Source organism: Mesorhizobium sp. B2-3-11 (assembly GCF_006442215.1).
Taxonomy (GTDB): domain Bacteria; phylum Pseudomonadota; class Alphaproteobacteria; order Rhizobiales; family Rhizobiaceae; genus Mesorhizobium; species Mesorhizobium salmacidum.
The window spans coordinates 152,989-166,754 of the sequence record NZ_VFVS01000004.1; the positions used below are offsets into that span (position 1 = coordinate 152,989).

11 protein-coding genes and 1 pseudogene are annotated in these 13,766 nt (G+C 63.4%); 5 read left to right on the plus strand and 7 right to left on the minus strand.

What is annotated here, in order from left to right:
• Positions 1-67 precede the first annotated feature (67 nt).
• The gene (gene pyk, locus FJ960_RS08050) at positions 68-1,498 is read right to left on the minus strand and encodes a pyruvate kinase (protein ID WP_140712999.1); all 1,431 of its coding nucleotides are present in this window, start codon (positions 1,496-1,498) and stop codon (positions 68-70) included.
• The gene (locus FJ960_RS08055; RefSeq protein ID WP_245262044.1) at positions 1,495-1,941 is read right to left on the minus strand and encodes a DUF1036 domain-containing protein; all 447 of its coding nucleotides are present in this window, start codon (positions 1,939-1,941) and stop codon (positions 1,495-1,497) included. The genes pyk and FJ960_RS08055 overlap by 4 nt, the downstream gene beginning before the upstream one ends.
• Before the next feature lie 287 nt (positions 1,942-2,228).
• On the opposite strand from FJ960_RS08055, the gene FJ960_RS08060 reads away from it, so the two are divergent.
• From FJ960_RS08060 to FJ960_RS08070, 3 genes are all read left to right on the plus strand, one after another.
• The gene (locus FJ960_RS08060) at positions 2,229-3,026 is read left to right on the plus strand and encodes an N-formylglutamate amidohydrolase (RefSeq protein WP_140713001.1); all 798 of its coding nucleotides are present in this window, start codon (positions 2,229-2,231) and stop codon (positions 3,024-3,026) included.
• Between the two features lie 11 nt (positions 3,027-3,037).
• Positions 3,038-3,346, plus strand: a complete 309-nt coding sequence (locus FJ960_RS08065; protein WP_140713003.1) for a DUF1244 domain-containing protein — start codon at positions 3,038-3,040, stop codon at positions 3,344-3,346.
• A 98-nt stretch (positions 3,347-3,444) separates the two neighbouring features.
• A complete protein-coding gene (locus tag FJ960_RS08070; RefSeq protein WP_140713005.1) occupies positions 3,445-4,626 on the plus strand; it encodes an MFS transporter in 1,182 nt (393 codons plus the stop codon).
• Here the strand turns inward: FJ960_RS08070 and FJ960_RS08075 are convergent.
• Positions 4,584-5,497, minus strand: a pseudogene (locus FJ960_RS08075) (LysR family transcriptional regulator). The gene FJ960_RS08070 and the pseudogene FJ960_RS08075 sit on opposite strands and share 43 nt — an antisense overlap.
• 114 nt (positions 5,498-5,611) lie before the next feature.
• Here FJ960_RS08075 and FJ960_RS08080 point away from each other — a divergent pair.
• Both FJ960_RS08080 and FJ960_RS08085 read left to right on the plus strand, forming a co-directional pair.
• Positions 5,612-5,821 (plus strand): DUF680 domain-containing protein, encoded by a 210-nt coding sequence (locus FJ960_RS08080; RefSeq protein WP_140713007.1) that lies wholly within the window; start codon positions 5,612-5,614, stop codon positions 5,819-5,821.
• Positions 5,822-5,951: 130 nt separating this feature from the next.
• Positions 5,952-6,911, plus strand: a complete 960-nt coding sequence (locus FJ960_RS08085) for an SDR family oxidoreductase (RefSeq protein WP_140713009.1) — start codon at positions 5,952-5,954, stop codon at positions 6,909-6,911.
• A 42-nt stretch (positions 6,912-6,953) separates the two neighbouring features.
• Here the strand turns inward: FJ960_RS08085 and FJ960_RS08090 are convergent, their stop codons facing one another.
• From FJ960_RS08090 to FJ960_RS08105, 4 genes are all read right to left on the minus strand, one after another.
• Entirely contained in the window at positions 6,954-7,112 is a 159-nt protein-coding gene (locus FJ960_RS08090) for a DUF3309 family protein (protein WP_015315312.1), read from the minus strand.
• Between the two features lie 96 nt (positions 7,113-7,208).
• Positions 7,209-10,385 carry an efflux RND transporter permease subunit gene (locus tag FJ960_RS08095; protein ID WP_140713011.1) on the minus strand — a complete coding sequence of 1,059 codons (3,177 nt, stop codon included), beginning with the start codon at positions 10,383-10,385 and terminating at the stop codon, positions 7,209-7,211.
• 79 nt (positions 10,386-10,464) lie between these two features.
• Positions 10,465-11,640, minus strand: a complete 1,176-nt coding sequence (locus FJ960_RS08100; protein WP_140713013.1) for an efflux RND transporter periplasmic adaptor subunit — start codon at positions 11,638-11,640, stop codon at positions 10,465-10,467.
• Positions 11,641-12,459: 819 nt separating this feature from the next.
• On the minus strand, positions 12,460-13,590 hold the full coding sequence (locus FJ960_RS08105) for a patatin-like phospholipase family protein (RefSeq protein WP_140713015.1): 1,131 nt from the start codon (positions 13,588-13,590) through the stop codon (positions 12,460-12,462).
• Between the last annotated feature and the right edge of the window lie 176 nt (positions 13,591-13,766).

The following is a 13,766-nucleotide window of genomic DNA, read 5'->3' on the forward strand; positions in this document are numbered from 1 at the left end:
TCCAGCGAAGAAACCACGCGGAAGCCGCGGCAAGAGCGCTCAGGATCGCGACCAGGCTGGCGGCCGATTACCGGCCGGTTTCCGATCCGACATAGGCGATGCGCAGCATGTTGGTCGATCCCGGGGTCCGCAGCGGCACGCCTGCGGTGATGATCACCCGGTCGCCCGGCTTGCCAAAGTCTTCTTCCAGCGCAATGCGGCAGGCGCGGTTGACCATGTCGTCGAGATCAGTGGCGTCCGGCGACACGACGCAATGCGTGCCCCACAAAAGCGACAGCCGCCGCGCCGTGTTGAGGATCGGCGACAGCGCGATGATCGGTACTTGCGGGCGCTCGCGCGCGGCGCGCAGGCCGGTGGTGCCTGATGCCGTGTAGGTGACGATCGCCGACAGTTTCAGCGTTTCGGCGATTTCGCGGGCGGCCAGCGAAATGGCGTCGGCGCCGGTCGCTTCCGGCTCCGAACGCTGTGCGTTGATGATGCCGGCATAAGTCGGATCTGTTTCGACTTTGGTGGCGATGCGGTTCATCATGGCAACCGCCTCGACCGGATAAGCGCCCGCCGCCGATTCCGCCGACAGCATGACGGCGTCGGCGCCTTCGAAGACGGCGATCGAAACGTCGGAGACCTCGGCGCGGGTCGGCACAGGGGCGGTGATCATCGATTCCAGCATCTGCGTGGCGACCACCACAGGCTTGCCGGCGCGGCGCGCGGCGCGCGTGATCTGCTTCTGGATGCCTGGCACGGCTTCCAGCGGCATCTCGACGCCGAGATCGCCGCGGGCGACCATCAGAGCGTCAGACAATTCGATGATCTCGGCCAGGCGGGTGACGGCCTGCGGCTTTTCGATCTTGGCCATGATAAGCGCGCGGCCGCGCGCGATCTTGCGCGCTTCGGCCAAGTCTTCCGGCCGCTGCACGAAGGACAGCGCGACCCAGTCGACGCCCGTGGCGAGCACCGCGTCGAGGTCCTTGCGGTCCTTCTCGGTCAGCGCGCCGACCGGCAGGTCGGTGTCGGGCAGGCTGACGCCCTTCTTGTCGGAAATGGCAGTGCCGGCAATGACGGTGCAGACGATGGACTTGCCATCGCTCTTCACCGCCTTCAGCTCGAGCTTGCCGTCGTCGATCAGGAGGCGATGGCCAGCCTCGACCGAACTCAGGATTTCAGGATGCGGCAGGTAGACCCTGGTCGAGGTGCCGGGCTCGGGATTGTCGTCAAGCGTGAACGTCTGGCCCAGCGTCAGCACTTCCTTGCCGTTGGCGAACTTGCCGACGCGCAGCTTCGGACCTTGCAGGTCGGCCAGGATGCCGATCGGCCGGCCGACTTTTTCCTCGACGGCGCGGATGCGTGCGACCAGCGTGCGCATCAGCTCATGATCGGTATGGCTCATATTGATGCGGAAGACATCCGCACCAGCTTCAAACAGCTTCTGCAGCATCTCCTCGGACGAGGAGGCCGGACCGATTGTGGCTAGGATCTTGACCTTGCGGCTACGTCTCATTGACTATTCGTTCCCGGGGCGGCTGGGGCGCCTCCCGTTGCGGGCTCATCGGTGAGCTGGACCATCCAGCTTGCCTGCTCGCCCGTGTCATATTCCTGGAATCCGGCGCGCTGGAAGCCTCGGGCGACGCAGTCGCTTACGCCGGCGATCTTGAACTCTTTTTCAGCCACGCACATGTTGATCGGGCCGTCCCAGCGTCCACCGCGCTCCGCGTCTTCTGCATAAAGATAATAAAACCTTGATGACAGCGGCCCTTCGATCAACGTCTTGCAGCTCGATCCTTCGATATGCCACCAGCCCTCGGTGATCCAGCCGGCTTTGGCACGATAGCCGATGCCGACGCCGACCAGGTTCTGTGTGGCGTTGCAGACGCGGAAATCGGCGCGCGCCGGCGAGGCCATGACCATTGCCGACACGCCGACGGTCAGGATCAGGAGCGGCATGGCGAAGCCGGAGCGCATGCGCTGCCTGCCGGCGGAACCCATTCCAAAACCCCTCAAGAACCACATCAGCATCTCTCTGCGCCCCTTTTCGGAAAAGTCCGGGCGCATGTCAACGCACCGTTTCAACCAATCCAATCGATTTAGGAAGGCTCCCGGCGCACCATCCGTCGCCCCTTGCCAGATTTCAGCGGAAACCTTGGCCAAACAACGGCATTGCGCACACGTCGTCTTCGTGGAATGACGATAGCACCCTCCCCGGAAGCCAGCGAACAGCCCATTTCCCGCCAATGACCCGATCCACAGTTTTCGCGCCATTCGATATCGTCGAGGGCGACCGCAAGCGGGGCATCGTGCTCCTGGCCGATCATGCCCGCCGCGACCTGCCGGAGGAGTATGGCAGCCTGGGGCTGCCGTCGGTCGAATTCGACCGCCATATCGCTTACGACATCGGCGTCGAAGCCGTGACGCGCGAACTGGCGGCCCTGCTGGATGCGCCTGCGGTGCTCGCCAATTTCTCACGGCTGCTGATCGATCCCAACCGCGGCGAAGACGATCCAACCCTCATTCGCCAGCTCTACGACGGCACCATGATTCCGGGAAATTATCCCCTGGCGCCGGAGGAACGCGAAAGGCGGCTTGATCGCTTCTACCGTCCCTATCACGATGCGATCGGCGCCATGATTGCATCGGTCGCGCAAGCCGTCGGCAAGGCGCCCTTCATCTTCTCGGTGCACTCCTTCACGCCTGCCATGCAAGGCAAGCAGCGGCCCTGGCACGTCGGCATCCTCTGGGACAAGGACGACCGGGTGGCGCGGCTGCTGATCGACATGCTGGCTGAAGACAAAAACCTCGTCGTCGGCAACAACGAACCGTATGACGGCGCTCTGCACGGCGACACCATGTTCAAGCACGCCATCGTCAATGGCTATGCCCACGCGCTGATCGAAATCCGCCAGGACCTGATAGCGGACCAGAAGGGCGCCATCGCCTGGGCCGAACGGCTGGCGCCGATCGTTGACGCCATCGACCGCCGTCCCGATATACATGCGGTAAAGATGTTCGGCTCGCGTACCGGGCCGCTATGACGGAGGTTTCGATGACCGAACTCAGCGACGAAAAGAAGCGCGACTTCGAAGCCGCTGCCTTTCGCCGGCTGGTCGAGCATTTGCGCGAACGCGGCGACGTGCAGAATATCGACCTGATGAACCTCGCAGGTTTCTGTCGCAACTGCCTGTCGAACTGGTATCGCGAGGCGGCCAATGCCGAGGGTGTCGATCTCTCGAAAGACCAGTCGCGCGAGATCGTCTACGGCATGCCCTATGCGCAGTGGCAGGCGCTCAGCCAGACAGAGGCTTCGGACGCCAAGAAGGCGGAATTCGAAGCCAGGCGTCCCAAGGATCACTGAGTCCGTTTGGCCCAAATGCTTTCCCGAAAGAGCGCTTGACTGATAATTGAATCGATCTAATTTGCCGGGCAAAGCCATTTTCTGACCGGATTCGCCTCATGAACGCGCCGAACGCCATGCAGACTGCCATTCGCGGCCGATGGGCAGTCGCGGCCATTTTCCTCGCCAACGGCTTCCTGACCGGCAGCTGGGCGCCACAGATTCCGGTATTCCTGACGCGGCTGGACATCTCGAAATTCACGCTCGGCCTGCTGATCCTTTTGTTCGGGGCCGGCGCGGTCACCGCCATGACATGGTGCGGCCACCTGATCTCCAAACATGGCTCGCGCACCGTGCTGCGCTGGTTCGGTCTCTGCGGCAGCCTCGGCCTGCTGGTCGTGGCGCTGGCACCCGACGTGCCGCTGGCGGCCGTCGCCATGTTCATCTTCGGCGGCTCGATCGGCGGCATGGATGTAGCCATGAATGCCAATGCGGTGGTGGTGGAACGGCGGCTGGGGCGCGCCATCATGTCCTCGTCGCACGGCTTCTGGAGCCTCGGCGGTTTCGCCGGCGGCGCCCTTGGCGGCTTTGCCATCCAGAATTATGGCCACCTCGCCCATGCTTCGGTGGTGACCGCGCTTGCCTTCGCGGCAATCGCGGCGGCGGTCCCCCATATCGTGGCCGAAAACAGGCCGCAGGCGGCCGAGCATCATAAATTCGCTCTGCCGGCAAATCCATTGGTCTACCTGATCGGCCTGATGGCCCTGCTGACGATGATTTCCGAGGGCGCGGTGCTCGATTGGGCGGCGCTCTATCTGCGGCAGGAACTCGGCGCCGACCTCGCCATCGCCGGCCTTGCCTATGCGGCCTTCTCCGGCGTCATGGCGATCATGCGCTTTTTCGGCGATGGCGTCCGCAACCGCTTCGGCGCGGTGATGACACTGCGCGGCTCAGCCATCGTCGCGGCCGCCGGCATGCTGATCGCCGGCCTGTCGCCCTCGCCCTGGCTCGCCATATCAGCCTTTGCGCTGTGCGGCTTCGGCATCGCCAACATGGTGCCGATCATCTTTTCGGCCGGCGGCAACCAGGAAGGCATGTCGTCGGGCACTGGCATGAGCGTCGTCACCACCATGGGTTATTCCGGCATTCTGGTGGCGCCGTCGGCGATCGGCTTCGTCGCCGAGCATTCCAGCTTCGGCCCGATCTTCATCGCCATGGCGGTTCTGCTGATCGTCGTCTTGCTGATGGCTGGATTGGCTCACCGCGCCGAATTCGCTCCTGACGCGGCACCTGCCGAATAGCGCTTCAACTCCTCATGGAGAAAGTCAGCCACACGGCGGATGCGCACGCTGCCGCGCACGTCGCGATGCATGGCCAGCCATATCGGGAGAGCAGGCAATGGCAGTCCGGGCAACACCTTTTCCACCAGCGGATCGCGGTCTGCCAGCGGCTCCTGGCCAAGACCAATGCCGTTTCCTGCCCGCACCGCTTCCCAGAGCACGGTCTGATTGTCGGCCCTGAAGCGGAAACTGCTTCGGGTGACCGGGGTGCCATACTGGGAAAAGGCTCGGATCATCTCGTCGCTGCGATCGAAGCCGATCAGGGCGTGATGGACGAGATCGGCCGGCCTCATGGGACGGCCGCGCCCATCGAGATAGGAGATGGCCGCGCAGGCGCAGAGCGGGATATCGCAGACCTTGCGCGCCACCAGTTCGGTCTGCGCCGGCTTGACCATGCGGATGGCAATGTCGGCATCCCGGCGCAACAAGTTCTCGACCTGGTTCGACGCAACGATCTCGACCTCGATGCCGGGTTCCTCGATGCCGAGCCGCGCCATCATGTCGGGCAGCACATAGGCGGCCACCACTTCACTGGCAGCAATCCGCACCGTGCCTTCGATCGCCTCGACCGAGCCCAGCGCGAGCCGTGAGAAGGCACTAGCCTGTTCGCCACCACCTTGCCGCGTTCGAATAGCGTGGCTCCCGCTTCCGTCAGCGCGTAGCCGTTTCGCCCGCGCCGGAAAAGCGTGACGCCGAGCGCCTGTTCCAACTCCCCGATGTGACGTCCAAGCGTCGGCTGGCTTGCCGACAGCTTTCGCGCCGCGGCCGACAGGCTGCCGGTTTCCGCCACGGTGACAAAGCTCTTGATCAGGTTCCAGTCGATGTCATCCATTCAACAATGAATATCAAACCTGCATTCATAGTCAATTTCAATTCATTGATGAAGCAATCATATTCACCCTGCAAATCCCGATACGGACTGCAACAACCAGCCAGGAGTAATCCAATGACCAAGATCGCACTCACCGCCGCCGCCCTCCTCATCGCCGCCAGCACCGCTTTTGCCGGCAGCGACAAGTTTGGCTCGGGCAATGCCAACCAACCGGCTGTCGCCGGCACCGACAATACGACCACGACTTCGATCAGCAAATCCGCGGCGACCAATCAGAAGCCTGTCGTGCCGGGTAGCAACCGCGACCTCTTCGGAAGCCGCTGAACGACGGTCCTCGGAAGATCCGGAAAGCGGCGGGCTTGTCCCGTCGCTTCACGGCAAACCCTGCATTCAGAACAATCCTCCGCACTTCAAAAACGAACCTCGCACTTCAAAACGAACAAGGAGACGAAGAATGACCAAGATCGCAATTCTCGGCGCCAATGGCCGGCTCGGTCGCGTGGTTGCCAAGGCCTTCATCGACGCCGGCTTCGACGTCCGCGCCGTCACCCGTATCGGCAAGGTGCCGGCCGAACTTGAGGGCGTCACGGCGGTTGCCGGCGATGCGCTGGATCGCCAATCGCTGATCGAGGCCACCGAGGGCGTCGACATCATCTTCAACGGCCTCAACCCGATCTACACCGACTGGGGCAAGTGCCTGCCGATGGCCGAAAATGTCATGGCCGCCTGCCATGCCAACGGCGCGCTGCACCTCTTCCCCGGCACCGTCTACAATTACGGCTCGCCCATGCCGACGGTGATTACGGAAGACACGCCCTTCCATCCGACCACGGAAAAAGGCCGCATTCGCTGCGCCATGGAGGATTTGTTCCGCCGTGAGGCCGCGGCCGGTCGGGTGCGCACCATTGTTCTGCGGGCCGGCGATTTCTTCGGCGGCACCGGCAGCGGCTCCTGGTTTGACCTGGTCGTCGCCGCCAAGATCAACAAGGGCATCTACACCGCGCCCGGTCCGGCCGACCTCATGCATGAATGGGCTTATTTGCCGGACTTCGCCGTCGGTTTCGTCGCGCTGGCCCGCAATCTCGACAAGCTCGGCTTCCATGAGGCGCTGAACTTTCCGGGCCATGCCGTCACCGATCTCGAGATCAAGGCGGCCGCCGAGAACGCCGTCGGCCATCAACTCAAGATGACTTCCATGCCTTGGTGGGTGCTGCGCGCCGGCAGCCCGTTCGTGGCGATGTGGCGTGAGATCGTCTCGATGTCATATCTGCGTTTCGAGCCGCACCGGCTGGCCTCGACGCGGCTGGAGGGGATCATCGGCGAAATCCCGCATACGCCGCTCGGTCAGGCGGTGACCAAAGCCTTGCAGGATATCGGCATCGCCGTCGCGCCCGCACGGCGCCAGGCCGCCTGATCGCGAGCTTGCTTGCAGGACTCGGCGTTGAATCGTTGCCGGTCAGATCCTTCCCAGCACAAGCAGGATCAGCACCACGACCAGGATGACGCCGACAATGCCCGATGGTCCGTAACCCCAGGAGCGCGAATGCGGCCATGCCGGCACCGCGCCGATCAGGATCAGGATCAGGATGATAACGAGAAGTGTGCTGATCGTCATTTTGAGCCCTCGCCGTCTGGTTGCATTCGAGGGAACAATGCAAAAGGCCGCCCGGTTGTTCCCGGACGGCCTTTGTTGCTTGGCTTGCGAAACGCTCTATTCCGCGGCCTTCGGGAAGCTGACTGCCGGTTCGGCGCCGACATCCGCCAAAGGCCCTTGGGACGAGATCTCGCCCTTGCCGCGCCGGAACAGGCGGCTGAACCAGCCGCGCCGCGCACCGGGCTTGACCTTGGCGCGCGTGAACACCATCAGCATCGACGGCGTCACCACCAGCGTCAGGATGGTGGCGAAGGACAGGCCGAAGACGATCGCCGAGGACAGCGAAATCCACCATTGCGTCGACGGCGCGTTGATCGTCGTCTCGTGATGGAAGATTTCGAGCCCAAGCCCGAAGGCGATCGGCAGCACGCCGAGAATGGCTGATACCGCCGTCAGCACGACCGGGCGGGCACGCTCGCGGCAGGTCTGCAGCACCGCGTCCATCTTGTCCCAGCCCTCTTCACGCAGCCGGTCGTAGGTGTCGATCAGCACGATGTTGTTGTTGACCACCACGCCGGCCAGCGCGATGACGCCGATGCCCGACATGACGATGCCGAACGTCTCGCCCGTGATCAGCAGTCCGAGGAACACGCCGATCGTCGCCATGACCACGCAGGACAGCACCAGCCAGACGCTGGTGAACTTGTTGAACTGCGCCAGCAGCACCAGGAAGATCAGGAAGATAGCGGCACCGAAGGCTTTGCTGAGGAAGGCGCTGGCCTCCGCGCTGTCCTCGTTCGAGCCGGCAAGCTTCCAGCGTATGCCGCTGCCGAGATTCATGTCGGTGACCGCCTGGGTGACCTCCTGCTGCACGGCGGCGACCTGGGCGCCGGCGGCGACGTTGGCCTGCACCACCACGGTGCGGGCGCCGTCGATGCGGTTGAGGATGCCGACGCTCGGCTTCGCCTTGCGCACCACGAAGTTCGAGATCGGCACCGATCCTTGCGAGGTCTGCACCCTAAGCTCGTCGAGCGTCGACAGCGTGCGCCGGTCCTCCGGCAAGCGCAGCCGGATGTCGACCGCCTTGTCAGCACCGGCAGGCCGGTATTCCGAAAGCTTCAGGCCGTTGGTGACGAGCTGCACCACCGTCCCGACCGAGGTCGGGCTGATGCCATACTGGGCAGCCTTGGCTCGGTCGACCTCAAGTGCCCAGTCGACGCCGGGCGGCGGCAAGCCATCGGAAATGTCGATGACGCCGGGCACCTTGGCGATGCGTGCCGCGACTTGGCGCGCCTTCTCGTCCAATCCCTTGGGGTCGATGGCCGAAAGCCTGATCTGGATCGGCTTGCCGGTCGGGGGGCCGGCTTCCGGCACGCGCACCTCGACATCGACGCCGGGAATGCCGGCCATGACACCACGCAGGTCGTTCAGGATATCGTTGGCCGATTTACGCTCGCGCCAATCGATGAATTCGTACTGGATGACGCCGACGACGTCTTCTGGAACATCCTGGCCGCCGCCCTCGGACTTGCCGACGCGGGTATAGACCGACTTCACGCCCGGCCAGCCGAGCAGCCGGTTTTCGGCGATCTTGGTCGCGGTATCCATTTCGGCCAGCGAAAGGTTGCCGCGGGCATGCACATAGAGCAGACCGTAGTCGGGTTCGACGCTCGGGAAGAACTCGACGCCGGCTCCGTACTTCGAATAACCAACGAAGATGCCGGCCAGCAAGACGACGGTCAGCATCATCACGGTGATGGGGAAGCGTACTGCCTGCTTGACGACAGCCATATACCAGCCATCGCGATTGCCATCCTCGTGATGCTGCGGCGCCTTGGCGAAGATCGCCCCCAGCGTCGGCGCGAAGACCAGCGCATAGAGCATCGAGGCCGACAGCGTGACGATCAGCGTGATCGGCATGTACTTCATGAAATCGCCGATGATCCCCGGCCAGAACAGCAGCGGCGAAAAGGCGGCGATTCGCGTCATCGTTGCCGCGATGACCGGACCGGCCATGCGCTTGGCGGCAAGCGCGAAGGCTTCCTGCTTCGGCATGCCCTCGCTCATCCGTCGCTCGGCGAACTCGGTGACGATGATGGCATCGTCGACCAGCATGCCGACGGCCAGGATCAGGCTGAACAACACGATCATGTTGATCGTGTAGCCCATCATGGCCAGCAGCAGGATGCCGATCAGGAATGATGACGGAATGGCCAGCCCGATGAGCAGCGAGGCACGCCCGGACAGCGCGTAGAGGATGACGATGAACACCAGGATGACGGCGATCATCACGTGGTTCTGCAGATCGCCGAGCAACTGGTTGACGAAGACCGACTTGTCCTGCGTGTAGGTGACGTGCATCCCTTCGGGCATGGTCTTGACGAAGGTGTCGGACACCTCCCTGACCTTGGTGAGCGTGTCGATCAGATTGGCGCCGATGCGCTTCTTGACCTCGATGGCGATGGCTGGCTTGCCGTTGAGGCGCGTGATCGTCGTGGCATCGGCGAAGGTCGAGCGGATCGTCGCGATGTCCTTGGCCTGAACCACGGCATTGGGACCGGCAACCACGGGAAGTGCCGCCACATCCTCGGGCTTTTCGATCAGCGACGGCACCTTGACTGCGTATTTACCCTGGGAGCCCTCGATGTTGCCGGCGGCGACCAGGCTGTTGGACGCACCGACTGCGCCGATCAGCTGATCGAGCTGCAAGCCATAGGAAGACAGTTTCATCGGATCGATGACGACTTCGACCAGATCGTCGCGGGAGCCCTGCAGGGAACCTTCCAGAACGCCGGGCACTTCCTCGATGCGGTCACGCAGTTCGCGCGCCGCGGCCGCCAGCACGCGTTCGGGCAATTCGCCCGACAGCGTGACGACGAGCACCGGAAATTCGGAAATGTTGACCTCGGTGACGACGGGCTCCTCGGCCGCCTGCGGCAGGTCGGCCTTGCCGTCCTGAACCTTGGAGCGCGTATCCTGCAGTGCCGTCGCCAGGTTCGTCTGCGGCTGGAACTCGACCAGCACATAGCCGCCGCCCTGGAAAGCGGCCGAGCGCATCTCCTTGAGGCCCTTCAGGCTCTTCAGCTTGCTTTCCATCGGCCGCAGCAGAAGGCGCTCGGAATCTTCAGGCGAAATGCCTTGATAGATGAGGCTGACATACATCATCGGAATCGGAACGTCGGGTTCCGCTTCCTTCGGTGTCGACTGATAGGCGACCCAGCCTGCAATCAGCAGGAAGACCAGGACCGAGATGGTCAGGCGGGCATTGTTGATTGCGAGTCTGACGATATCCATGACTTATGCCTGCTGTTGCTTTCGGGAGTGGCGAACGGACATGCTGTCGCCGGGCAATGCCCGGCGCCGGCGCCTCGCGCTACTGCGTCCCGGCGGTGGCTTCGCCGATCAGCTTGTTGATGGTCGCCTGGTCGGCCTCGATCGGCTTGACCTCATCGCCTTCCTTCACCAGTTCTTGGCCGGCGACGATGATGCGCGCGTCGGCCGGGATGCCGCCGAGCACGAGACCGGTCGGCGTATCGTCGACCAAGTCGATCGGGAAGAATGCCACCTTGTTGTTCTTGCCGACGGCGCGGATGCCGAGATCGCCCTTGTCGCCGAGCGTCACCACCGAGCGCGGCAGCAAGACGGCGTCGGTCGGCAACGCGCTGAGCTGGATTTCCGCCGTCATGCCGGCCGGCACGGAGCCATCGGCATTGGGGATGGCGATCTCGACACGGAAGGTGCGGGTCGCCGACGAGGCGTCACGGCTGATATAGCGCACGGTGCCTTCGACGGTCTGGCCGCTGACCAGCCTAACGCTGGCCTTATCACCGATCTTGAGGTAGCCGAGATCGCGCTCGCTGATCTCGCCGCGCGCGATCACCGGATCGAGCTTGAGGATGGTCGCCACCTCACCCCCCTGCATGACGGAGCTGCCGAGTTCCACCGGCACCCGGTCGATGACGCCGTCAAACGGCGCCTTTACCTCGTTGCGGTCGAGCTCGGCCTGCGCGGTGTCCAGCAGGGATTGCGCCTGGGTCAGATTGGAGCGGGCGGTGTCGAGCTGCAGCTTCGGCAAGTTGCCTGTCTTGGCCAGCCGCTCGGCGGCGTCGAGCTCGGCCTTGCGCTGCGCAACAAGCTGCTTGGCGTTGGCGGCCATCGAGATCTTTTCCTCGGCGGCGAGCATCAGCACCAGGTCGCCGGTCTTGACGTGATCGCCTTGCTTGACCGGCAGCTTGTCGATGACGCCGGCAACGCGGGTTGCCAGCACCGCGCGCTTGTCGGCTTCGGTCAGCCCGGAAATGCGGATGGCGCGCGCATAGGTCTTGCGAGGCGGCGTCACCACCGCGACGGTGCGCAGCGGGGCCTTCGGTTCGGCTTCCGCCGTCTTCGGCTTGCTCGCGTCCGGCGCCTTGCCCTGCTCGACCTCGGCTGCCTTGGCCTTGTTGGCCGCTCCGCTGCCGACCGACGAGAACTCGCCTGTCGCCATCCACGCGGCGAAACCGATGAGCACAACAATGGCTGCAAGCTTGTGAAACCTGATTTTAGGCATCGTCATTTTTCCACTGCGGGTTCGGCCAGCACCGCGTCTTATGACGCGGGCGCGTCGCCGATATGGGTGCGCGCCTGACCGTGTTCAAATTGCCGTGATCGGCGAGCGCGCTTCTACATCAAAGTTGCATCGCAATATAGTCCGAAAGTTGCAGCAGCATTGCATAGCCGGACAAGGTGTGGCAGCCATGAAACGGTTCTTCGTGACTTGCCAGTCTACTTGACGAAGCGGCCCGCCGGCTCACGCAGGCCCTGACACGCCGGCTACGGGGCGACTAGCCCCGCTCGTCATGGGCCGTCTCCGGAATGCAGTCGCGATCCGCATCACGTCGCTGATTGGAGCTCGGGCACAAACCGACGATCCGCGTCAGTGCGATCGGCGAGGGACAATGGCTGCGGCGCCACGATACTCAGCCAAAAGCCTGGAATCGCTCAGGAAAAGGCACGGCAGCCCCTTCGGATCAGGCTTGCCGATCCCAATGCACCGAAGTCAAACCAGATGCTGAAACGCCAATGAGCCGGCGCGATAACGTCCTGAATCGTCGTGCCCTGACACGTGCGATATCGGGCGCGGCGCGAGGCAGGGGCGGGAACACCGGGGGTATTCGTCCCAATCGCAATTCTGTATCGAGCGCTGCCGGTTAGGTAACGAGCGCCCCTGGGGCGGTGCCACTGACCGTCAGTGGCAGCAGACGTCAGGATGATGAGGGCTCCTTCCGCACGCCAAGGTTGCTGCCACGCCACGACCTCTCTGAAGCTCCGTGGATTACGCCCCGCGATTGCCGGCAAACGCTGCCCCTCGAAGCTTGTGCCGTCAGATTCAGGCCCGACGGCGCTCGGTCTCCGGGTTCTTGCGCACGGCGAGAAATTCCTTCACCCGACGGCCGGGTGCGGGACCGCGTACCGGCTTGAACCCGTCATCGAGTTCGCCCGAGAGATCGAGCGTAGCCCGCTTGCCGACCGCTTCGTAATTCTCTTCCAGCCAGTCGCTGGCGGCGGTGCGGCCGAGGTCGCGCAGATAGGTCAGGAAGGCCCATTCGGCATTGACCTTGGACGATGCCGACAGATCCTTGAACGCCTCGTCGGCATCGATGCGATGCATGCGGATGTCCCGATATTCGCCATGCGGCAGACGGCCTGCGGCGATCAGTTCCTTGACGAAGGCGATCGAGCGGAATTCGCGCAGCAGGCCGGCATTGAAGGTGATCTCGTCGATGCGGTTCTGGATCTCGTTGGCGCTTCTTGGCGTTCCCTCGCGCACCACCGGGTTGATCTGCACCAGAAGCACGTCCTCGGTCGCGGCCGTCTTGAAGAACGGATAGAGCGCCGGATTGCCGCCATAGCCGCCATCCCAATAGGGCACGCCCTTGATCTCGACAGCACGAAACAATTGCGGCAGGCAGGCCGACGCCATCACCGTGTCGAGGTCGATCTCGCCATCGGAAAACACCCGCAACTGCCCTGTCTCGACATTGGTGGCGGAAATGAACAGTTCCATTGACTTGCAGGCATGGACATTCCCGAAATCGATCTCCCGCGCGACGACGTCGCGCAGCGGATTGAGGCCAAGCGGGTTGGCGACATAGGGCGAGAATACCCGCGACATGGTGTCGAAGAAGACATAGCCCGGCGTGTTCTCGATCGACCAGTTGCCCCAGGCGACATCCCACGGCATGCGTTGCACCGGGCTGAACCGTCCCTTCGCCGCCACCGCGTGCCAGAAATCGTCCAGCTTCTCGCGCGCGCCCTCGACCCCGCCCCTGACGAAACCGTCAGCCAGCGCCACCGCGTTCATCGCGCCGGCACTGGTACCGGACACCGCCGATATCTCCAGCCTGCCATCCTCCAGCAGCCGATCGAGCACGCCCCAGGAAAAGGCGCCATGCGAGCCGCCACCCTGGAGAGCGATGTTGATCTTTTTCTTTTCCTCCGCCTTGCCGTTCTTCGTCATGGCGTTCCTGTCATCCTGATGCGCCGGCCTGCCCCAACGTCATTGGAGGGAAGCAGCTGTCGCCGGCCTATGTTGCAGTGCAGCATATAAGGACGGACCAAGGCAAGAACACGAACACGGTCGCGTGATCACATGAAGTTTCGGTCATGCGAAAAGCCCCTCCGCTGCAATGCGGA

What these genes read in the sequence shown, in the direction of transcription:
- pyk (WP_140712999.1), bottom strand. Translation starts at nt 1,498, where the DNA reads ATGAGACGTAGCCGCAAGGTCAAGATCCTAGCCACAATCGGTCCGGCC.
- FJ960_RS08055 (WP_245262044.1), bottom strand. Translation starts at nt 1,941, where the DNA reads ATGCCGCTCCTGATCCTGACCGTCGGCGTGTCGGCAATGGTCATGGCC.
- FJ960_RS08060 (WP_140713001.1), top strand. Translation starts at nt 2,229, where the DNA reads ATGACCCGATCCACAGTTTTCGCGCCATTCGATATCGTCGAGGGCGAC.
- FJ960_RS08065 (WP_140713003.1), top strand. Translation starts at nt 3,038, where the DNA reads ATGACCGAACTCAGCGACGAAAAGAAGCGCGACTTCGAAGCCGCTGCC.
- FJ960_RS08070 (WP_140713005.1), top strand. Translation starts at nt 3,445, where the DNA reads ATGAACGCGCCGAACGCCATGCAGACTGCCATTCGCGGCCGATGGGCA.
- FJ960_RS08080 (WP_140713007.1), top strand. Translation starts at nt 5,612, where the DNA reads ATGACCAAGATCGCACTCACCGCCGCCGCCCTCCTCATCGCCGCCAGC.
- FJ960_RS08085 (WP_140713009.1), top strand. Translation starts at nt 5,952, where the DNA reads ATGACCAAGATCGCAATTCTCGGCGCCAATGGCCGGCTCGGTCGCGTG.
- FJ960_RS08090 (WP_015315312.1), bottom strand. Translation starts at nt 7,112, where the DNA reads ATGACGATCAGCACACTTCTCGTTATCATCCTGATCCTGATCCTGATC.
- FJ960_RS08095 (WP_140713011.1), bottom strand. Translation starts at nt 10,385, where the DNA reads ATGGATATCGTCAGACTCGCAATCAACAATGCCCGCCTGACCATCTCG.
- FJ960_RS08100 (WP_140713013.1), bottom strand. Translation starts at nt 11,640, where the DNA reads ATGCCTAAAATCAGGTTTCACAAGCTTGCAGCCATTGTTGTGCTCATC.
- FJ960_RS08105 (WP_140713015.1), bottom strand. Translation starts at nt 13,590, where the DNA reads ATGACGAAGAACGGCAAGGCGGAGGAAAAGAAAAAGATCAACATCGCT.